The 20980-nt window shown below is 68.5% G+C and carries 18 protein-coding genes and 2 tRNA genes; 8 read left to right on the forward strand and 12 right to left on the reverse strand.

The window, feature by feature from the left end; translation table 11 throughout:
- From H4F99_RS05910 to H4F99_RS05930, 5 genes are all read left to right on the forward strand, one after another.
- Positions 1–732: hypothetical protein (locus tag H4F99_RS05910; protein ID WP_182668819.1), on the forward strand; the 732-nt coding region annotated here is incomplete at its 5' end.
- A 103-nt stretch (positions 733–835) separates the two neighbouring features.
- Complete coding sequence (gene dxs, locus H4F99_RS05915) at positions 836–2755, forward strand: 1-deoxy-D-xylulose-5-phosphate synthase (protein WP_182668820.1); 1920 nt, start codon at positions 836–838, stop codon at positions 2753–2755.
- A 57-nt stretch (positions 2756–2812) separates the two neighbouring features.
- The gene (locus H4F99_RS14610) at positions 2813–3580 is read left to right on the forward strand and encodes a sterol desaturase family protein (protein ID WP_182668821.1); all 768 of its coding nucleotides are present in this window, start codon (positions 2813–2815) and stop codon (positions 3578–3580) included.
- The gene (locus tag H4F99_RS14550) at positions 3580–5505 is read left to right on the forward strand and encodes an iron-containing redox enzyme family protein (protein WP_182668822.1); all 1926 of its coding nucleotides are present in this window, start codon (positions 3580–3582) and stop codon (positions 5503–5505) included. Before H4F99_RS14610 ends, H4F99_RS14550 begins: the two co-directional genes overlap by 1 nt.
- On the forward strand, positions 5502–6482 hold the full coding sequence (locus H4F99_RS05930) for a DUF6999 family protein (RefSeq protein ID WP_182668823.1): 981 nt from the start codon (positions 5502–5504) through the stop codon (positions 6480–6482). The genes H4F99_RS14550 and H4F99_RS05930 overlap by 4 nt, the downstream gene beginning before the upstream one ends.
- Here H4F99_RS05930 and H4F99_RS05935 read toward each other — a convergent pair.
- The 10 genes from H4F99_RS05935 to thrS all read right to left on the reverse strand — a co-directional run bounded on the left by H4F99_RS05935 (position 6392) and on the right by thrS (position 15390).
- Positions 6392–7465 carry a TraB/GumN family protein gene (locus H4F99_RS05935; protein WP_182668824.1) on the reverse strand — a complete coding sequence of 358 codons (1074 nt, stop codon included), beginning with the start codon at positions 7463–7465 and terminating at the stop codon, positions 6392–6394. The two genes, H4F99_RS05930 and H4F99_RS05935, sit on opposite strands and share 91 nt — an antisense overlap.
- 95 nt (positions 7466–7560) lie before the next feature.
- A tRNA-Pro gene (locus tag H4F99_RS05940) sits at positions 7561–7637 on the reverse strand.
- 86 nt (positions 7638–7723) lie between these two features.
- A complete protein-coding gene (locus tag H4F99_RS05945; protein ID WP_182668825.1) occupies positions 7724–8080 on the reverse strand; it encodes a MerR family transcriptional regulator in 357 nt (118 codons plus the stop codon).
- Positions 8061–8360 carry an integration host factor subunit alpha gene (locus tag H4F99_RS05950; RefSeq protein WP_182668826.1) on the reverse strand — a complete coding sequence of 100 codons (300 nt, stop codon included), beginning with the start codon at positions 8358–8360 and terminating at the stop codon, positions 8061–8063. The genes H4F99_RS05945 and H4F99_RS05950 overlap by 20 nt, the downstream gene beginning before the upstream one ends.
- 24 nt (positions 8361–8384) lie before the next feature.
- Positions 8385–10754, reverse strand: a complete 2370-nt coding sequence (pheT, locus tag H4F99_RS05955; protein ID WP_182668827.1) for a phenylalanine--tRNA ligase subunit beta — start codon at positions 10752–10754, stop codon at positions 8385–8387.
- Positions 10755–10820: 66 nt separating this feature from the next.
- The gene (gene pheS / locus H4F99_RS05960; protein ID WP_182668828.1) at positions 10821–11831 is read right to left on the reverse strand and encodes a phenylalanine--tRNA ligase subunit alpha; all 1011 of its coding nucleotides are present in this window, start codon (positions 11829–11831) and stop codon (positions 10821–10823) included.
- A 191-nt stretch (positions 11832–12022) separates the two neighbouring features.
- A complete protein-coding gene (rplT, locus tag H4F99_RS05965; RefSeq protein ID WP_182668829.1) occupies positions 12023–12382 on the reverse strand; it encodes a 50S ribosomal protein L20 in 360 nt (119 codons plus the stop codon).
- Positions 12383–12395: 13 nt separating this feature from the next.
- Entirely contained in the window at positions 12396–12593 is a 198-nt protein-coding gene (gene rpmI / locus H4F99_RS05970; protein ID WP_024889803.1) for a 50S ribosomal protein L35, read from the reverse strand.
- Between the two features lie 286 nt (positions 12594–12879).
- Entirely contained in the window at positions 12880–13440 is a 561-nt protein-coding gene (infC, locus tag H4F99_RS05975) for a translation initiation factor IF-3 (protein WP_246371395.1), read from the reverse strand.
- 33 nt (positions 13441–13473) lie between these two features.
- Positions 13474–15390 carry a threonine--tRNA ligase gene (gene thrS, locus H4F99_RS05980; protein ID WP_182668831.1) on the reverse strand — a complete coding sequence of 639 codons (1917 nt, stop codon included), beginning with the start codon at positions 15388–15390 and terminating at the stop codon, positions 13474–13476.
- 338 nt (positions 15391–15728) lie between these two features.
- Here thrS and H4F99_RS05985 point away from each other — a divergent pair, with 338 nt between their 5' ends.
- From H4F99_RS05985 to H4F99_RS05995, 3 genes are read left to right on the forward strand one after another with little or no spacing between them, the layout of a single operon-like run.
- A complete protein-coding gene (locus tag H4F99_RS05985; RefSeq protein WP_182668832.1) occupies positions 15729–16934 on the forward strand; it encodes a dipeptidase in 1206 nt (401 codons plus the stop codon).
- A gap of 22 nt (positions 16935–16956) precedes the next feature.
- On the forward strand, positions 16957–17889 hold the full coding sequence (locus tag H4F99_RS05990; protein ID WP_182668833.1) for an aminotransferase class IV: 933 nt from the start codon (positions 16957–16959) through the stop codon (positions 17887–17889).
- Positions 17886–18620 carry a sulfotransferase-like domain-containing protein gene (locus H4F99_RS05995; protein WP_182668834.1) on the forward strand — a complete coding sequence of 245 codons (735 nt, stop codon included), beginning with the start codon at positions 17886–17888 and terminating at the stop codon, positions 18618–18620. The genes H4F99_RS05990 and H4F99_RS05995 overlap by 4 nt, the downstream gene beginning before the upstream one ends.
- Before the next feature lie 59 nt (positions 18621–18679).
- On the opposite strand, the gene H4F99_RS06000 is transcribed toward H4F99_RS05995, so the two are convergent.
- A tRNA-Val gene (locus tag H4F99_RS06000) sits at positions 18680–18754 on the reverse strand.
- An 82-nt stretch (positions 18755–18836) separates the two neighbouring features.
- Positions 18837–20903 carry an excinuclease ABC subunit UvrB gene (gene uvrB, locus H4F99_RS06005; protein WP_182668835.1) on the reverse strand — a complete coding sequence of 689 codons (2067 nt, stop codon included), beginning with the start codon at positions 20901–20903 and terminating at the stop codon, positions 18837–18839.
- Positions 20904–20980: the final 77 nt, after the last annotated feature.

Genomic DNA, 20980 nt, shown 5'->3' on the forward strand with positions numbered 1-20980 from the left:
GTGGCCGCTCCGGTGGCGGCCGCTCCGCCCACGCCGGCGCCGTCTCCTTCCCAGCCGCCCGCGCCGGCGGCGACGCCCGCTCCGGTGCCCGTTGCGGCTTCGGCGCCCGCCCCGGCACCGGCTCCGGCACCGGCGGCACCGACGACGCCGGCCCCCGCTGCAGCACCGACCGCACGCGGCATCGGCCTGGCCGTCCTGCTGGTCGACAACCGCCTGCAGGGCCGGGTGGCCCTGAGCCACGGCGGTGCCGAGGTCCTGATCGACGCCGATGCGGGCCAGTACTACGCCGGCACCGCGCTGAAGCCGCTGCTGCCGCTGTTCGAGGGCCATATCGGCGAGTCCGATGCCCGCACCCTGGATGCCGCCGCATGGCAGGCCGCCATCGCCGACAAGGGCGAGCCGCAGCCGCTGGCGCGGCTCACCTGGCTGGGCGGCCTGCTGGCCGGCCAGGGCGAGGTGGTGGGCGGCTACGGGCCGGCGGCGCGTTTCCACATGCTGAAGTGGCCGCAGACCGAGCGCGAGTATCCGAAGCACTTCCGCATCGCGACGGCCATGATGAAGGGACCGGCCACGCTCGCCGAGATCGCCGCCGCCAGCAGCGTGCCGGAGGCCGACGTCGCCGACTTCATCAATGCGAACCTGGCCACCGGCTTCGCCGAGGAATACCGCGAGCCGGAGCCCGAGGCCGAGACCGCCAAGGGCGGCCTGTTCGGGCGCCTGCGCGGCCGCTGAACGCCGCGCGACGGGGGTCGGGCCGCCCGCGCTTGCCCCTCCCGGATGACCGCAGGACAATGACGGACGCGCCGCGTTCCCGTGGCGATGTTGGCACGTCCTGATGATCGATCCGCAACGCTACCCCCGCCTTTCCCGCATCGCCGTCCCGACCGACCTGCGCCAGTTCCCTGAAGAGGAACTGCCGGCCATCGCGGACGAGCTGCGCGCCTACCTGATCGAGCAGGTCGCGCGCGTCGGCGGCCATTTCGGCGCGGGGCTGGGCGTGATCGAGCTGACCGTGGCCCTGCACTACCTGTACGACACCCCGGTCGACCGGCTGGTGTGGGACGTCGGCCATCAGACCTACCCGCACAAGATCCTCACCGGCCGCCGCGACACCATCCATACGGTCAAGCAGCAGGACGGCGTGGCGCCCTTCCCGAAGCGCGAGGAGTCCGAGTACGACACCTTCGGCGTCGGCCACAGCTCGACCAGCATCTCCGCCGCGCTCGGCATGGCGATCGCGCTGCAGCGCGGCGGCGATCCGCGCAAGGTCGTCGCGGTGATCGGCGACGGCGCGATCACCGGTGGCATGGCCTTCGAGGCGCTCGCGCACGCCGGCGGCATGGGCGAGGACGGCCAGGGGCCAGAGCCGGACCTGCTGGTGATCCTCAACGACAACCAGATGTCGATCTCGGAGAACGTCGGTGGCGTGACCCGCATGCTCGGCCGGCTGACCGGCAGCCGCACGCTCAACGCGATCCGCGAGGGCGGCAAGAAGCTGCTGGGCGACAAGCACGGCGCCCCGGCGCGTTTCGTGCGCCGCTGGGAGGAGCACTGGAAGGGCATGTTCGTGCCCTCGACCATGTTCGAGGAACTCGGCTTCCACTACACCGGCCCGATCGACGGCCATGACCTGCCCGCCCTGGTCGGCACGCTAAAGACGCTGAAGACCCTCAAGGGCCCGCAGCTGCTCCATATCATCACCACCAAGGGCAAGGGCTACGAGCGCGCCGAGGGCGACCAGATCGGTTACCACGCGGTCAGCCCCTTCGACCCCGCGCAGGGCATGGTCAAGAAGGCCGGCGTCAAGAAGCCGACCTACACCGACGTATTCGGCGACTGGCTGTGCGACATGGCCGCGGCCGACCCGAAGCTGATGGGCATCACCCCGGCGATGCGCGAGGGCTCCGGCCTGGTGCGTTTCAGCAAGGCGTACCCCGAGCGCTACTTCGACGTCGCGATCGCCGAGCAGCACGCGGTGACGCTGGCCGCGGGCATGGCCTGCGAAGGCGCCAAGCCGGTGTGCGCGATCTATTCGACCTTCCTGCAGCGCGGCTACGACCAGCTGGTGCACGACGTCGCGATCCAGGACCTCGACGTGCTGTTCGCGATCGACCGCGGCGGCGTGGTCGGCCCCGACGGCGCGACCCATGCCGGCAACCTCGACCTGAGCTACCTGCGCTGCGTACCCAACATGGTGGTGATGGCGCCGGCGGACGAGAACGAGTGCCGGATGATGCTGAGCACCGGCCACCACTACGCGGGCCCCGCGGCGGTGCGCTACCCGCGCGGCACCGGCCCGGGGGTCGAGGTCCGGCCGACGCTCGACGTGCTGCCGGTCGGCAAGGCGGACCTGCGGCGACGCGGCGGCCCGGTGGCACTGCTGGCCTTCGGCGCGATGGTCGCCGCGGCGGAACAGGTCGCAGGCGCGCTCGGACTGACCCTGGTCAACATGCGTTTCGTGAAACCGCTGGACCGCGACCTCGTGCTTGAACTCGCGCGCTCGCACACGGGCTTCGTCACGATCGAGGACAACGTGGTCGCCGGCGGCGCCGGGTCGGGCGTGGCCGAACTGCTCGCCGCCGAAGGGGTGACCCTGCCGGTCCTGCACCTCGGCCTGCCCGACGCGTTCCAGCACCACGCCAGCCGCGAGCAGCTGCTGGCCGAGGCGGGACTCGACGCCGACGGCATCCGGGCGTCCCTGCTGGCCCGCTGGCCGGAGCTCGGCGCGCCGCCCGCGCAGTCGGCATCGCTCTGAGCGCTGCGCCAGGGATGGGCGGACCACGCATACGCACGGAACGGGGCTGAGCCGGGCGTGGGGACCGGGTTCGTCGCGCTGCCGCCCTGGGCCGTGGTCCTGGTGGGACTCGCCTGGTTCAGCGGTCTGTATGTCACCACCGGACTCGCCACCGTGCTGCTGACCCGGCGGATCCTGCCGCGGCTGGGGCTCGGTCGCCGGCTCGATCCCCGCCCGGTCCCGCGGCGCCAGTTGCAGCGCGAGTGGGCCGCGTCCGCGTCGTCGATCGTCCTGTTCGGCGTGGGGCTGCTGCTGCCATGGGCGCTGCTGCGACTGGGCTGGGCAGGGTTGGCGAGCGATCCGCCGGCCTGGCAGGTCGCGCTGGAGATCGTGGCGCTGTTCTTCTGGAACGAGCTGCACTTCTACGTCAACCATCGCCTGCTGCACACCGCGCCACTGCGCCGTTTCCATGCCGTGCACCACCGCTCGCACGTGCCGACGCCGTGGTCCACCTATGCGTTCCATCCGGTCGAGGCGCTGATGCTGGGCAGCGTGCCGGTGATCCCGATGCTGCTGCACGATTTCAGCTTCGTCGCGCTGATGACGCTGCCGGTGCTGAGCATCGTGCTCAACAATCTCGGCCACGCCAACTACGAAGCCAGCCGCGAATCGCCCGCACGGGGCTGGCGCGCCGCCAGCCGCCGGCACCATCTGCACCATGCCTGCTACCACGGGAACTACGGCTTCCTGCTGGACGTGTTCGACCGGATGGCCGGCAGCACGCTTCCGCTCGATGCCGCGGACGCGCGGATCGGGCGTTCGCCAACGGATACGAAGGACGGTTGATGCCCACTGTTTTCCAACGCACCTGGCTGCACGGCAGCGGGCGCTTCCTGCCCGGCGCGCCGGTCGACAACGACGGCATGGATGCCTACATCGCCCCCCTGAACCGGATCTCCGGGCGGATCAAGCGCCGCATCCTCGCGGAGAACGGCATCCGGCAGCGCCACTACGCCATCGACCCGGAAGGCCGGACCGTGCACGGCTGCGCGGACATGGCCGCCGCGGCGATCCGTGCGTGCCTGGACGACAGCGGCGCCTCGATCGACACCATCGGCCTGCTGGCCTGCGGCAGTTCCGGCGGCGACGCGCTGATGCCCGGCTTCGGCAGCATGGTCCACGGCACCCTGGCGGCGCCACCCATGCAGGTTTTCAGCAGCCATGGCATCTGTGCGTCCGGCGTGGGTGCGTGGGAGGCGGCGGCCAGCGCCGTGGAGCTCGGTGCGCACGACCATGCCCTCGTCGCGGCCGCGGAGATGCCGTCGCGGCTGTTCAAGCGCTCGCGCTACGCGGGCCGCGATTACGACGCCGACTTCGACGCGCACTTCCTGCGCTGGATGCTCTCGGACGGCGCCGGTGCACTGCAGCTGGGTGGGGCGCCACGCGGCCGTGCCGGCGTCCGGCTGCGCTTGCGCTTCATCCACCAGCGCTCGTTCGCCGGCGACTACCCGGTCTGCATGCAACTCGGCCTCACGCCCGACCGCAGCCGCTCGCACCTCGACTATCCGGCCTGGGGCGACGCGGAGGCCGATGGCGCGCTGTTCCTGCGCCAGGACATCCGCCTGCTGCCCCACCTGTTCGACGTCGGCGTGCACGAGTACGCGCGGCTCTGCCGCGACGGCTGGATCGACCCGGCTGGCATCGACCATTTCCTTTGCCACTACTCTTCCGAGCGTTTCGCGCCGGTGGTGGACGAACTGATGGCGAAGGCGGGACTGTCGATCCCGCGCGAACGCTGGTACAGCAACCTCACGACGCGCGGCAACACCGGGGCGGCATCGATCTTCGTCATGCTCGACGAGTTCCTGCACACCCATGAGTTGGAGGCCGGCCAGCGCATCCTGTGCTTCGTCCCGGAGTCCGGCCGCTTCAGCGTGGCCTTCGTGATGATCGAGGTGGAGGCCGATGACGCGCCTGGCGCCCCCCCGCTGCCCGACCCCGTGCCGTCGGCACCCGCGGCGGCCGATCCCGTGATCGCCCCTCCGCACGATCCGGCCGATGCACCGGCCGCGCTCCGCCACCTGCTCGGCGAGCTGGCGACACTCTGGCACGACTACCGCTCGCGCGCATGGCGCACGCCGGTGATCCGCGCGCTCCGCGAGGGCCGCTTCGATACGGCCGATTATCGGGCCTGGATGCAGCACTGGATCCCGCAGGTACGCGAGGGCAGCAAGTGGATGCGCGAAGGGGCGGCGTCGGTGCGCGCGCCTTACGAGGCGCTGGCCACGCTGATCGAAACCCATGCCGGCGACGAGCAGGACGACTACATGATCCTGTTCGAGGACTACCGGCGCGCCGGCGGCGAGGTCGCGGACATCGACGCGCTGCGCCGCAATCCCGGCGGCGAGGCGCTCAACAGCTACCTGCATGCACTTGCCGCGACGCCCAACCCCCTCGGCCTGCTGGGCGCGATCTACATGATCGAAGGCACCGGCCAGCGCATCATCCCCGCCCTGCTGCCATTGATGAAAAGCACGCTGGACCTGCCCGCGGAGGCGTTCCGCTTCCTCGAGTACCATGGCGAGAACGACGCGCACCATCTGGCGCGCTGGTTGCGCGCGGTGGAGATCGTGCTCGCGCATGACACCGACGGGCAGGGCGCACGCGCGATCATCGATACCGCGCGCCGCACCGCGGCGCTGTACCTAATGCAGTTCGAGCACATCCCGGTGGGCACGGGAGCCACTCCGCAGGAACGTACCGACCCATGAAACCCGCCCCCGACTTCGCCGGCCCGGGCCACGACCCGCGCGACCCCAATCCCTGGCTCGCGCTGCAGCTGGACCAGAGCACCCCCATCGACGAGGCGGTCAAGCACGCGTGGCTGGCCGATTCCAGCTCCTGGTCCCGGCAGTACCTGCTGCCCTTCATCCGCCCGTTCGCGCGCACGATGATCGTGCTGATCCAGGTGCTGAAGGTATTCCTGCCGCGCAAGCTCGCGTTCTCGCGCGCGCTGCACCGGCTGCTGGCCTGGGGCATGGAGCACTTCATCCGGCCCGAGGCAAACTGGCTGATCCTGCGCCATTTCCATCTCGGTTCGCAGATCCTCGGTTTCATCGCGCGCAATGCGCCAGTGGAAGTGCCGACGAATCCGCTGGCGCCGATGAAGATCAGCGACGTGCGCGAGGACATGTACCTCGTGCACGACCTCAACCTCTACAACTTCATCATTCGCCTCAACCAGAACCTGCGCGACAGCGGCCAGCGACTGGCACGCGTGCCCCACCCCGACCTGTCGATGGTCGAGCAGCCGCCGCTGCGGCTGGAGGACATGCCGCGCCGGCGGCGCAACTTCCTGGACCTGCAGAGTTCGATCGAACTGTTCACGCCGATCTACCAGTTGATGCTGACCGACAGCGACTTCTGGCGCGCGACCAACTCACTGCAGCTGGACGAGACCATCGGCCTCTACGCCGCCACCCTGCTGGACGCGCACGAGCATCTGGTGCTGCTCAACAACCGCCATCCGCTGGTCCCGATGTCCACGCTGCGTGCCGGCTTCCGCCTGACCCTGCACGGCCTCTCGACCGAGATGCTGCATGGCCTGCTGGTGCAGTTGCGGGCGGGCCAGCAGGCCCGTCAAGCCGACGCGTCCGTTCACCCGGCAGGCGGGGCCACCCCGTCGTCCGGCGTGGGGGCGTCCATGGGGGACGCCGCGTCGTATTCGCCCGGTGCCTCGACCCGGTAGCCGCGTGCCTGCAGGCTGGCAGCGAGCCCGTCCGGACGGAACAGCTCTTCCATCGGCAGCAACGCCAGGGTCACCCGGTTGTTGGCCAGTACGCGGTCGACCTCCTTCAACCAGAGCGCATCGCGCTGGGCGCGCAGGTCGCCCACCCGGTCGCTCAGCGCCTGCACACTGGCCCAGGCCTGCTCGCAGTCCTCGAAGGGCTGGAAGGGAATCGAGCGCAGCCCTTCGATATCGCCGACGGCCCAGGCATTCGCACGCTCGCGCATGTATCCCAGGTCATCCTGCACGCGATCAAGGGTCTTGCTGAAGCAGGCGAGGTCGTCGATCTCGGCCGCGCTGAACTCGCTGATCGCCGCCTTGGGATCCTCGATCTTCAGCTCGACCATCGGCCGGCTGACGGTCACCCCGTGGTCGCGCGCGAGATCCTCCACCACCGGCGTGACCACCCCACGGGTCCGCAGGCCGACGTCCTCCACGGCTTCCTGGTAGAGGCGCGCGGCCGCGAACATGGGCCGCCATTTCTCGATCCCACGATCACCGCCGATGTACTGGCGCTTGAGCGTCGACCAGCGCGCGTATTCGCCGGGCGAAAGCACTTCCTCCAGGCGACGACCGTCGGGGCTGCGCCGCGCGCGCATGAGCCGGGGCGCCAGCGCCAGGCCACCGAAGAAGCCCACGTCCGCGTCGATATCGATCCCGGGCGCCAGCATCACTTCCTGGGCTCCGGCGATCACCCCGCCCACCTCGCGGGCCTCCCATTCCATCCGCCGCGGGAGCGGCGAAACCGTGCCGAGCACCCACATCACGTGGCCGGATCCGGTGGACACCTTCCACAAACCGGGACCCGGCTGGACGCCACTGACGACGAGCGTTTCAAGGTCGCGCACGGGGCCGGCATCGTCCCCGGCCTCCTGTGCATCCAAGGGCCCGCAGACGCCCGCCAGCAGCACCAGGGCCGCGCAGATCCGCATCGAACGCTTCATGCACGCTCCGTGTGAAGGACAAGCGCCGAGTACAGCAGACCGCCCCGGAAACAAAAACACCCGGACGTCCGGGTGTCGTTCTGGCATTCAGGAATTGGTCGGGGTGGCCGGATTCGAACCGACGACCACCTGTCCCCCAGACAGGTGCGCTACCAGGCTGCGCTACACCCCGAACGGTGCCGGCTGCGGCCAGGGGCCGAGCGGGCGGCAAGTATAGCGGGACTCGACCGATCCGGCCATGCCCCGCGATGCATCCGCTCAGCGGCGGAGCAGTTGCAGGATCTCCTCGAGCTCCATCCGCACCTGGCGGATGATCTGCCCGCTGAGCACGGCCTCTTCCTTGGCCGAGTCGCCTTCCAGGCGCTGGCGCGCGCCGCCGATGGTGTAGCCCTGTTCGTACAGCAACGCGCGGATCTGGCGGACCATCAGCACCTCGTGGCGCTGGTAGTAGCGGCGATTGCCGCGACGCTTGACCGGGTTGAGGCTGGGGAACTCGGTTTCCCAGTACCGCAGGACGTGCGGCTTGACGTCGCACAGCTCGCTGACTTCACCGATGGTGAAGTAGCGCTTCGCCGGGATCGGCGGAAGTTCGCGGTTACTGCCCGGGTCCAGCATAGGCCTCCACGCGCTCCTTGAGCTTCTGGCCCGGACGGAAGGTCACCACCGTACGGGCCGAAATCGGAATTTCCTCACCGGTCTTGGGGTTCCGGCCCGGCCGCTGGTTCTTGCGGCGCAGGTCGAAATTGCCGAAGCCCGACAGCTTCACCTGGCGTCCCTGCTCCAGCGATTCGCGCAGGGCGTCGAAGAATGCATCGACGAACTCCTTCGCTTCCCGCTTGTTCAGGCCGACTTCCTCGAACAGTCGTTCGGCCATCTCCGCCTTGGTCAGTGCCATCTCGTTCCCCTACCTCGCCACGGCTCAACCGCGGATCACCGCACCGTGCCGTTCCTGCAGCAAGGCGGTTACGCCAGCCACGATCGCGTCCACGTCGCGATCTTCCAGAGTGCGGGATTCATCCTGCAGAATCAAGCCCATAGCGAGACTCTTGAATCCGGTTTCCACGCCCTTGCCCTGGTAGCGGTCGAACAGGACCAGATCGCGCAGGGACGGGCCCGCGGCCTCGCGCACCGCATGCGACACGGTCGCCCAAGGCAGGTCCTCGGCGACGACGAACGCGAGGTCGCGGCGGACGGACGGGTACCGGGAAAGCGTGCCGGCACGCGGCAGCGCCCGTTCAGCCAGCGGCGCAAGGTCGAGTTCGAAGGCCAGGACATCGACGTCGAGCTCCAGCGCCTGCTGCAGGCGCGGATGCAGCTGGCCGATCCAGCCCAGTTGGACGCCGTCGCGATACACGTCGGCGGAGCGCCCCGGATGGGCCCAGGCCGGCCGGGAGGGACGGAACTCGAGGGCCGCACCTGACAGTGCGGCCAGACTCTCCAGATCACCCTTGATGTCATGGAAACCGAGGGCGCGCTCGCCCTGCCCCCACTGCTCGGCGTGCGCGGTGCCACAGGCCACCGCGGCGATACGCGGAATCTCATGCGGTGCGTCGTCGGTGGCGGCAAAGACCTTGCCCAGCTCGAACAGGCGCACGCGTGCCTGTTGGCGGGCGGCGTTGCGGCCCAGCGCGGCGACCAGGCCGGGCAGCAGCGAGGTCCGCATCACGCCGAGGTCGGCACTGAGCGGGTTGGCCAGCGGGACGCCGCCGGCCTGCAGGCCCCAGGCCTCGAGCAGGTCGGCATCGACGAAGGCGAAATTGATGGCCTCCAGATAGCCGCGTGCGGCGATCTGCCGGCGCAGGCTGGGCACGTCGACGCGCCCCTCGCCCGGCGCGACCAGCCGAGCGGCGCCGGCGGGCAGGGTCGTCGGCACCGCGTCGTAGCCGTGGATGCGGACGACTTCTTCGATCAGGTCCTCTTCGATGGCGATGTCGAAGCGGCGGCTGGGCGGCATCACCCGCCAGCCGGCTTCGTCCACCTCGACCCCGAGGCCCAGCGCGCGCAGGATGCGCTCGACGTCGGCATCGGCGATCTGCATGCCGAGCAGGCGCGCCAGACGGGCGCGACGCAGCAGCACCGGCTGGGGCGACGGCAGATGCTCGGGCAGCGCAGCCTCGACCACCGGCCCCGGCGTGCCGCCTGCGATGTCGAGGATCAGGCGCGTGGCATGTTCGATCGCGATGCGCGGCAGCGCCGGATCAACACCGCGCTCGAAGCGGTGGCCTGCGTCGGTGTGCAGGCCCAGCTTGCGGCCGCGGCCAATGATCGCGTCGGGCGCGAAGTGGGCCGCCTCGAGAAACACGTTGCGGGTCGCATCGGTCACGCGTGTGTCATGCCCGCCCATGATGCCGGCCAAGGCGACGGCGCGATCGGCATCGGTGATGACGAGGAAGCTGGGATCGACGGAGACGTCGCGGCCATCGAGCAGCTTGAGCGCCTCGCCGTCGCGTGCCGGGCGCACACCGATCGGTCCCTTGAGCAGGTCGCGGTCGAAGGCATGCATCGGCTGCCCGAGCTCGATCATCACGTACTGGGTGACGTCGACCAGGAAGGACACCGGGCGGATGCCGCTGCGACGCAGGCGCTCGGCCATCCACAAGGGCGTGCTGACGTCGGCGGCCACGCCTTCCAGCACGCGACCGCAATAGCGGGGTGCGGCGGCGCCGGCCTGCAGGCCGACCTCAAGGGTCGCGTCGCTGGTGGCGGCCACCGGCGCCGCCTCGAACGGTGCGACTTCGCTGCCGGATGCGGCGGCGACGTCGTAGGCGATCCCGCGCACGCCGAAACAGTCGGCGCGATTGGGCGTCAGCTTGATCTCGATGCTGGCGTCCGGGAGCCCCAGGCAATCGGCGATCGGCTGGCCCACCGTCGCATCGGCCGGCAGTTCGAGCAGCCCGGCGGCGTCGCCGTCGGTACCGAGTTCCTTGGCCGAACAGAGCATGCCGAAGGACTCCACGCCACGCAGCTTCGCGGGCTTGATCCGGAAGTCACCGGGCAGCACCGCCCCGACCTTGGCCAGCGGGGCCTTCAGGCCGACGCGCGCATTCGGCGCACCGCAGACGATCTGCACGGTGCCCTCGCCGGTCTCGACCTGGCACACCTGCAGGCGCTCGGCATCCGGGTGCGGCAGGGCCTGCACGATCTCGGCCACGACCACGCCATCGAGCGAATCACCCAGTGCGGTGACCTCCTCGACCTCGAGGCCGATGGCGGTCAGCGTCGCCGCGAGTTCATCGCGCGTGGCATCGGTGGGCACGTGCTGGCGCAGCCAGTTCTCGCTGAATTTCATCTCGCGTGGATCCTGTTCAATCGTCGTGCGCGGGCATGGGCCCGCGCCGGGCAAGGTCGGTCGGCCTCAGGCGAACTGCCGGAGGAAGCGCACGTCGTTGTCGAAGAAGCTGCGCAGGTCGTCCACGCCGTATCGCAGCATGGTCAGCCGCTCGACGCCCATGCCGAAGGCGTAACCGGTGTACTTCTCCGGGTCGATGCCGACGTTGCGCAGCACGTTCGGATGGACCATGCCGCAGCCCAGCACCTCCAGCCAGCGGGTGCTGCCATCGGCCTGCTGCCAGGCGATGTCGAGCTCGGCCGACGGCTCGGTGAAGGGGAAGTAGCTCGGGCGGAAGCGCATCTCGAAGTCGCGCTCGAAGAACGCGCGCACGAACTCGGCCAGGGTGCCCTTGAGATCGGCGAAGCTGGCGTGCTCGTCGACCAGCAGGCCCTCGCATTGGTGGAACATCGGCGTATGGGTCTGGTCGCTGTCGCTGCGGTAGACCTTGCCCAGCGCGATCATGCGCAGCGGCGGCTTGTTGCCCAGCATGTAGCGCACCTGCACGCCCGAAGTGTGGGTGCGCAGCAGGCGGGCGACGCCCTTGCCGTCGGGCGGGAAATAGAACGTATCGTGCATGGCGCGCGCCGGGTGGTGCGGCGGGAAGTTGAGCGCTTCGAAGTTGTGCCAGTCGTCCTCGATCTCCGGCCCTTCCGCCTGCTCAAAGCCCAACCGGCCGAAGATGTCGGCCATGCGCTCCAGGGTCCGGCTGATCGGATGCAGGCCACCGCGTCCCCCGTCGATGCCGGGCAGGGTCACGTCGATCGTTTCGGTGGCCAGGCGGGCATCCAGCGCCGCCGAATCCAGCGCGGACTTGCGCGCCGACAGGGCCGTGGCCAGCACGTCGCGCGCCCGGTTGATCGCCTCCCCCGCGTCCTTTCGCTGCTCCGGCGGCAAGCCACCGAGCTGCTTCAGCTGGGCCGTCACGCTGCCCGACTTGCCCAGCAGGGCCACGCGCAAGGCCTCGATCGCCTGCGACGAATCCGCTGCGTCGATGTCGTCCAGTGCCTGCCGGGTCAGTGCTTCGATTTCGATCATGCGCCACTCATGGCCAGTTCGCGTCCGCGCGGACGCATTGGACTCCGCCGCCTTCCTTGGACGCGTCCGCTCGCGCGGTGCAACGCTCCCCGAGTGGCGACCCCTGAAACGAACATGGGGAAGGACTTGCGCCCTTCCCCATGCGTGTACTGCATTGTCCGGCACCGCCCGAGGACGGCGACCGGTGACAATTACGCTGCGAGCGCGCCTTTCGCCTTCTCGGCCAGCGCGGCAAAACCCGTCGCGTCGTGCACGGCGATGTCCGCCAGCACCTTGCGGTCGAGGGTGATGCCGGCCTTGTTCAGGCCGTTCATGAAGCGGCTGTAGCTCATGCCATTGATGCGGGCAGCAGCGTTGATACGCGTGATCCACAGCGAGCGGAAGTTGCGCTTCTTCTGCTTGCGGCCGATGTAGGCGTACTGCAGGGCCTTGGTGACGGCCTGCTTGGCAACGCGGTAGACCTTGCGGCGCGCGTTGTAGTAACCCTTGGCCTGCTTGAGGACCTTCTTGTGACGGCGTCGTGCAGTGACGCCACGCTTGACTCGTGCCATGGTTCAGTCCTCCTCAGAGATACGGCAGCATGCGGTCCAGACGGCCCGCGTCCTCGGCACGAACGTGGTTCGTCTGCCGCAGGTTGCGCTTCCGCTTGGTCGCCTTCTTGGTGAGGATGTGGCTACGGTTGGCGTGGCCAGCCTTGTACTTGCCGGAGGCGGTCTTGCGGAAACGCTTGGCCGCACCCCGGTGGGTCTTGATCTTGGGCATTGGAATGTCCTTTCGGATGTTGTCTCACTGGCCTGGGCGGTGGCTGAGCCACGCTTTCCGTCCTGCCCGTGCCGGCTTGTAAGTCGTTGATCCTGAAAGGATCCCGACAGGTCCTGGGTACTTCAATCACAACAAACCCGGCGAACCGGGCCGCACATTATGCCGGTCCCGGGTTTGGCTTGCAAATCATGGGCTTGGCGGGGTTCAGCCCGCCGGGCGGCCCGAACGACGAAGGGCGCCCGAAGGCGCCCCCGTTGCGGGGCCGGGGCCCCGGATGCCGCGCCGCTTACTTCTTCTTCGGCGCGATCATCATCACCATCTGGCGGCCTTCCAGGCGCGGGCGCGACTCGATCACGATGTCCTCGCCGAGGTCGGCCTCGATGCGGGCGGCCATCTCGCGGCCCAGCTCCTGGTGGCTCATCTCGCGGCCACGGAAGCGGATGTTGACCTTGATCTTGTCGCCTTCTTCCAGGAACTCGCGCATCTTGCGCAGCTTGATCTGGTAGTCGCCCTCGTCCGTGACCGGACGGAACTTCACTTCCTTGATCTCGACCTGCTTCTGGCGCTTCTTGGCCTCGGCCGCCTTCTTCTGCATCTCGAACCGGAATTTGCCGAAATCCATGATCTTGCAGACCGGCGGGTCCGCATTGGGCTGGATCTCGACCAGGTCGAGCCCTTCGTCCTCGGCCCGGCCCAGGGCTTCGTCGCGCGTCAGGACGCCGATCATCTCGCCGTCGCTGCCGATCACTCGGACACGGGGGACGCGGATCTCATGGTTCCTGCGGTTCGGTTTGTCGGCGGTACTGATGTGTGCAATCTCCAAAAGGGTCGGAACCGGCCGGGGCATGGGACCCTGGCCGGAGTATGGCCCGCTGCCGGATCAGGGGGCGCCGGAAGCGCCGACCTGCTCACTGCGCAAACGCGAGGCGAACTCGGCGACGGTCATCGTCCCCAGGTCCTCCCCTCCTCGCGCCCGCACCGCGACCATGCCATTGTCCCGCTCGCGGTCGCCGACCACCAGCTGGTAAGGCACGCGCTGCAGCGTGTGCTCGCGAATCTTATAGCCGATCTTCTCGTTCCGCAAATCGGCCGCGACCCGGAAGCCTTGATTTGCAAGGGTTTTCCGGACCTCCTGGACGTAATCGGCCTGCGCATCGGTGATATTCATGATCACCGCCTGCACCGGAGCCAGCCAGGTGGGCAGTTGTCCGGCGTGATGTTCGATGAGGATGCCGATGAAACGCTCCATCGAACCGACGATCGCGCGGTGCAGCATCACCGGGTGGCGACGCTGGCTGTGCTCGTCCACGTACTCGGCGCCGAGGCGTCCGGGCATCATGAAATCGACCTGCATCGTGCCCAACTGCCAGGTGCGGCCGATGGCGTCGCGCAGGTGGTATTCGATCTTCGGGCCATAGAACGCGCCCTCGCCCGGCAGTTCGGTCCACTCGACGCCCGCCGCGCGCAATGCCGCGCGCAGGGCCTCTTCGGCCTTGTCCCAGGTCGCGTCGTCGCCGAGCCGCGACTCGGGACGAAGCGCGAGCTTGACCTGGATGTCATCGAAACCGAAGTCGGCGTAGACCTGCATCGCCTGCGCATGGAAGGCGGTGACCTCGGATTCGACCTGCGCCTCGGTGCAGAAGACGTGGCCGTCGTCCTGGGTGAAGCCGCGCACGCGCAGGATGCCGTGCAGCGCACCCGACGGCTCGTTGCGGTGACAGGCGCCGAACTCGCCGTAGCGGATCGGCAGGTCGCGGTAGCTGTGCAGGCCATGGTTGAAGACCTGCACGTGCCCCGGGCAGTTCATCGGCTTCAGCGCGTAGGTACGCTTCTCCGACTCGGTGAAGAACATGTTCTCCTTGTAGTTGTCCCAGTGGCCGGACTTCTGCCACAGCGACACATCGAGGATCTGCGGGCAGCGCACTTCCTGGTACCCGCTGTCGCGGTAGACCTTGCGCATGTGCTGCTCGACGCTCTGCCAGATCGACCAGCCCTTCGGGTGCCAGAAGATCAGGCCCGGCGCTTCTTCCTGCAGGTGGAACAGGTCCTGCTGCTTGGCGATGCGGCGGTGGTCGCGCTTCTCCGCCTCCTCGATGCGCTGGATGTAGGCGTTGAGCTGCTTCTTGTCCGCCCAGGCCGTGCCGTAGATACGCTGCAGCTGCTCGTTCTTGGAATCGCCGCGCCAGTAGGCACCGGAGATGCGCGTCAGCTTGAACACCTTGAGGAAGCGCGTGTTGGGCACGTGCGGGCCGCGGCACATGTCCACGTATTCCTGGTGGTAGTACAGGCCCATCGCCTGCTCGTCGGGCATGTCCTCGACCAGGCGGAGCTTGTAGTCCTCGCCGCGTGCCTTGAAGACCTCGATGACCTCGGCGCGCGGCGTCACCTTCTTGATGACGTCGTAGTCCTGGTCGATGAGTTGCTGCATGCGCTGCTCGATCGCCGCCATGTCGTCGGGCGTGAACGGGCGCTCGGAGTAGATGTCGTAATAGAAGCCCTCGTCGATCACCGGGCCGATGACCATCTTCGCGTCCGGATACAGCTGCTTGACGGCGTGCCCCACCAGATGGGCGCAGGAGTGGCGGATGATCTCGACGCCCTCCTCGTCCTTGGCGGTGATGATGCGCAGGCTGGCGTCCCGGTCGATGAGGTCGCTGGCATCCACCAGCTTGCCGTCGACGGCGCCGGCAATGGTGGCCTTGGCGAGGCCGGGGCCGATGGACTGGGCGACGTCCATCACGGACACGGGGTTGTCGAATTCGCGGCGGCTGCCGTCGGGGAGCGTAATCGTGATCATGGGAGCAATTGGGGATTCCAAGCCACCGGCCGGAGCCGGTCCTTTGCATTGAAGAGTCCGGCCAGGCATGGCCGGGGTCTTGTTCATGGACGAACAAAAAACAAGGCGCCCTCAAGGGCGCCTGCGGGATGCGGGGCCTCGGGCGGGTCAGCGATGGGCGGCGGTAGTCCTCATGTCGCACGCTCGGCCTGCGTTTCCGCGGGCCACCTCGAATCCGGCTGGGTGTCTCTACAAGGTAGTGACGGGCCCGCGTCAAGTCAATGAAGCCGGCCGGAGCTGCGGTATGGTGGGCGGACCCGCCCGTTTGGGCGGACCGACATCGAATCCGGGGAGATGGCATGCGCAAGACCATGGTGGTTCCACTCGTCCTCACGCTCGGCGGGCTCGGCGCCACGCCCTCACCGGCGGCCACGCCCGAAGCCTTGGCCCTCGCCCGGGATGCCGTGATCGTGGACACCCATATCGACGCCCCGGGCCAGCTGATGTCGCACTGGGCGGAGCTGGCCACCGACGCCTCGGACCGCGAGTTCGACTACCCCCGCGCCCGTGCCGGCGGCCTCGATGTCGCCTTCATGTCGATCTACACCTCCCCCGGGCAGGACGAGGACGACAGCGCCTGGGAAGTCGCGAACAAGATGATCGACGGCGTCGAGGCGCTGGTGCAGCGGCATCCGGACAAGTTCGCCCTGCTGACCTCCCCGGGCGACGTCGGCCGGCTGCGCGAGGGCGGACGCGTGTTGCTGCCGCTCGGCATGGAGAACGGCGCCCCGATCGGCGAGGACATCGGCAACCTGGGCTTCTTCTTTGAACGCGGCGTGCGCTACATCACCCTGGTCCACAGCGCGAACAACGCGATGGGCGATTCGTCCTACCAGCGGATCAAGCGCTGGAACGGGCTCAGCCCGCTCGGCCGGCAGGCGGTGGCCGAGATGAACCGGCTCGGCATGATGGTGGATGTCTCGCACCTGTCCGACGAGACGGTCGAGGACGTGCTCGAGCTGAGCACGGTGCCCGTGGTCGCCACCCACTCCGCGTTCCGCCACTTCACCCCGGGGCTGGAGCGCAACATCAGCGACGCCCTCGCCAGGCGCGTGGCGGAAGGCGGCGGCGTCATCCAGATCCCCTTCGGCAACGGCTTCATCGACCCGGCGTCGGCGAAGGACCTGCAGGGCTACTTCACCGCCTACGACGCGTTCCTCGCCGAGAACGCGCGCCGCACGGAAGCAGGCGAACCCCTGCTGGACGAGGCCGCCTTCGACGCGAAGTGGGATGCCGAGCACCCGCACCGCACGGTGCCGCTGGACACCGTGCTCGACCACATCGACCACGGCGTGAAGCTGCTGGGCATCGACCATGTCGGCATCGGTTCGGATTTCGACGGCGTGGGCGGCAACCTGCCCACCGGCCTGAAGACCGTCGCGGACTATCCGAACCTGGTCGCGGGCCTGCAGGCCCGCGGCTATGCGGAGGCCGATATCCGCAAGCTCCTCGGTGGCAACCTGCTGCGGGTCTGGCAGGCGGTCGAAGCAGGCGCCCAACGCTGAGCCCGATCCAGAAGGCACGCCCATGTCGACCAGCATCCACGACTTCCACGACGATCCGCGCAATGCCGGCATCCTCATCTGGATCAACGGTGCGCTGAAGCCCCGCGCCGAAGCCGTCGTGTCGGTATTCGACAGCGGCTTCGTCCTCGGCGACGGCGTATGGGAGGGCCTGCGCGTCCACGGCGGGCAGCCGGTGTTCCTCGACGCCCACCTGGACCGCCTGTTCGAAGGTGCCCGGGCGATCGCGCTGGACATCGGTATGGACCGCGGACAGCTCACCGCGGCCATCATGGAGACACTCGCGGCGAATGGCATGGACGAAGGCGTGCACCTGCGCCTGATGGTGACCCGCGGCGTGAAGCGCACGCCGTACCAGGACCCGCGCGTGACGGTCGGGCCGGCGACGGTCGTCATCATCCCCGAGTTCAAGAATGCCAAGCCGGAGACGCTGTCCACGGGACTGAAGCTGTTCACCGTGCACGTCCGGCGCGGCTTTCCGGACGTACAGGATCCGAAGCTCAACAGCCACAGCAAGCTGAACTGCATCACCGCCTGCATCCAGGCGACCGCGGCCGGTGCCGACGAAGGCTTGATGCTGGATCCGCACGGCTTCGTGGCCACGTGCAATTCGACCCACTTCTTCATCGTCCGCAAAGGCGAGGTGTGGACGTCGACCGGTGACTACTGCCTAGGCGGCATCACGCGCGCCAACGTGCTGCGCGCCTGCCGCGACGCCGGCATCCCCGCGTTCGAGAAGAACTTCAGCCTGACCGAGGTGTATGGTGCCGACGAGGCCTTCGTCACCGGCACCTTCGCCGGCGTGGTGCCGGTGCGCGAAATCGACGGCCGCCCGATGGGCGCGGTGCCGGGCCCGATGGTCCAGCGCCTCCAGGGCCTTTACAGGGAAATGGTGGCGCGCGACGTCGCCTTCCGCGGCGGGGTCCGGCTCGCATGAACGGCCTGCGGATCGCCATGTGGAGCGGCCCGCGGAACATCTCGACGGCGATGATGCGGGCCTGGGAGAACCGGCCCGACTGCGGGGTGAGCGACGAGCCGCTGTATGCCGCCTACCTGGCCGAGACCGGGCTGGACCATCCGGGACGTGAGGAGGTGATCGCCGCGGGCGAGACGGACTGGCGCCGGGTCGTGGAGGACCTGACGCTGGGACCGGTGCCCGGGGGCGCGTCGCTCTGGTACCAGAAACACATGAGCCACCACCTGCTGGTGGACATGCCGCTGGACTGGGTCCACGGGCTTGCCAACGTCTTCCTGATCCGCGACCCGGCCGAGGTTGTGGCGTCCTACATCCGCTCCCGCGCGGAGATCGAGCCGGACGACATCGGACTACTTCAACAGGAACGCCTTTACGACGTGCTGGCCGCGGCCGGCACTCCACCGCCCGTGATCGACGCCGGCGATTTCCTCCGCGATCCGGAAGCCCACCTGCGGGCCCTGTGCGGACGCCTGGGGATCGACTTCGACGGGCGCATGCTGGCCTGGCCCGCCGGACCGCGCGACAGCGACGGCGTCTGGGCGCCCTATTGGTATGACGCCGTGTGGCGGTCAACCGGGTTCGAGCCACCCCGCCCCCGCGATGTCCGCCTCGAAGGCCTGCCGCGTGCGGTCGCGGAGGCCTGCCAACCGGCCTATGAACGCCTGCATGCGGTGCGGATGCAGCTCTCCTGACGCCCCAATATCCCGGAAAGCAGAAGCCCCCGGCTTGCGCCGAGGGCTTCTGGTGAATCTGGTGGGCGGTACAGGGTTCGAACCTGTGACCCCTACCATGTCAAGGTAGTGCTCTACCGCTGAGCTAACCGCCCATTCGCCGCAAACGTCCCGGCGAGGGGCGCGCAGTGTATCCCAGCCGGGACGCGCCCACAATACCCGCCACGCCGGCGGGATTCAGCCGGCGAAGCCCTGCTCCTTCAGCCGGTGCAGTTCGTCGCGCACGGAGGCGGCCTGCTCGAACTCCAGGTCGCGGGCGTGCTGGTACATCTGCTGTTCGAGCGCCTTGATCCGCGCTGCCAGCTGCCGGGGCTCCATCGTCGAATAGTCGGGGGCCTCCTCGGCGACACGGCGCCCGCGCCCCCGTGCACGGGCGGCGTCCGGTTCGGTGCGCGCCCCTTCCATGATGTCGGCGACCGCCTTGTTCACCGACTGCGGGGTGATCCCGTGCTCGGCGTTGTGTTCGACCTGTTTCTGGCGGCGGCGGTCGGTCTCGTCGATGGCCTTCTGCATCGAGTTGGTGATGCGGTCGGCATAGAGGATCGCCTTGCCGCGTACGTTGCGCGCGGCGCGTCCGATGGTCTGGATCAGGGAGCCGGCCGAACGCAGGAACCCCTCCTTGTCCGCATCGAGGATGGCCACCAGCGACACCTCGGGCATGTCCAGGCCCTCGCGCAGCAGGTTGATGCCGACCAGCACGTCGAACTTGCCCAGGCGCAGGTCGCGGATGATCTCGACGCGCTCCACCGTGTCGATGTCGGAATGGAGGTAGCGCACCTTGACCCCGTGCTCGGCGAGGTATTCGGTCAGGTTTTCCGCCATGCGCTTGGTGAGGGTGGTGATCAGCACCCGGTCGCCCATCGCGACGCGCTCGTGGATCTCGCCGAGCACGTCGTCGACCTGGGTCGCCACCGGCCGGATCTCGACCTCGGGATCGACCAGGCCGGTCGGCCGCACGACCAGCTCCACGACCTCCTCGCCCGAATGGTTCAGCTCATACGGGCCCGGCGTCGCGGACACGAAGATCGTGCGCGGCGAACGCCCTTCCCACTCCTCGAATTTCAGCGGCCGGTTGTCCAGCGCGGAAGGCAGGCGGAAGCCGAACTCGACCAGGGTCTCCTTGCGGGATCGATCACCCTTATACATCGCACCGATCTGCGGGACGGTCACGTGCGACTCGTCGACGACCAGCAGCGCATCCGGCGGCAGGTAGTCGAACAGGCAGGGCGGCGGCTCCCCGGGCATGTGCCCGGTCAGGTGGCGGCTGTAGTTCTCCACGCCGTTGCAGTAGCCGACCTCCGCGAGCATCTCCAGGTCGAACTGGGTGCGTTGCGAAAGCCGTTGCGCCTCGACCAGCTTGTTGGCGGCGTAAAGCTGCTCCAGCCGCACGCGCAGTTCGTCCTTGATCGTCTCGACGGCATCGAGCACGGTCCGGCGCGTGGTGACGTAGTGCGAGCCCGGGTAGATGGTGTAGCGGCCGACTTTCTGCAGCGTTTCGCCCGTGAGCGGGTCGAACATCGTCAGCTGCTCGATCTCGCCATCGAACAGTTCGATCCGCAGGGCCTCGTCGTCGCTCTCGGCCGGATGCACATCGATCACCTCGCCGCGCACGCGATAGGTGCCGCGGCGGAGTTCGGTGTCGTTGCGCGTGTACTGCATCTCGGTCAGGCGCCGGATCAGCTCGCGCTGGTCGATGCGTTCGCCCTGCACCATGTGCAGGACCATGCGGAAATACTCGTTGGGATCGCCTAGGCCGTAGATCGCCGACACCGTGCAGACGATCAGCGCATCGCGGCGTTCCAGCAGCGCCTTGGTCGCCGACAGGCGCATCTGCTCAATGTGCTCGTTCACCGAACTGTCCTTCTCGATGAAGGTATCCGACGACGGCACGTAGGCTTCTGGCTGATAGTAGTCGTAATAGCTGACGAAGTACTCGACCGCATTGTCCGGAAAGAACGCCTTGAACTCACCGTACAGCTGCGCCGCCAGCGTCTTGTTGTGCGCCATCACCAGGGTCGGCTTCTGCACCTGCTGGACCACGTTGGCGATGGTGTAGGTCTTGCCCGAACCGGTGACGCCCAGCAGCGTCTGGTGGGCCAGGCCGTCCTCGAATCCCTGCACCAGCCGCTCGATCGCCGCCGGCTGGTCGCCTGCCGGCGTATAGGGCGAGACCAGCCGGAAGCCGGCCGCCTGCAGATTGCGGGCTGCCTCGTCGACTCGGGGCGAGTTGGGGCGTGGACTCATGCGACGACCTGCGGCGGCGAGAAGGGTCAGAGTACTGGATGGGGTCGCCGGGCGGTTTTCCTACCCCGCGTGGTGGA

The sequence above is a fragment of the Marilutibacter penaei genome, from assembly GCF_014145395.1.
Taxonomy (GTDB): Bacteria; Pseudomonadota; Gammaproteobacteria; order Xanthomonadales; family Xanthomonadaceae; genus Marilutibacter; species Marilutibacter penaei.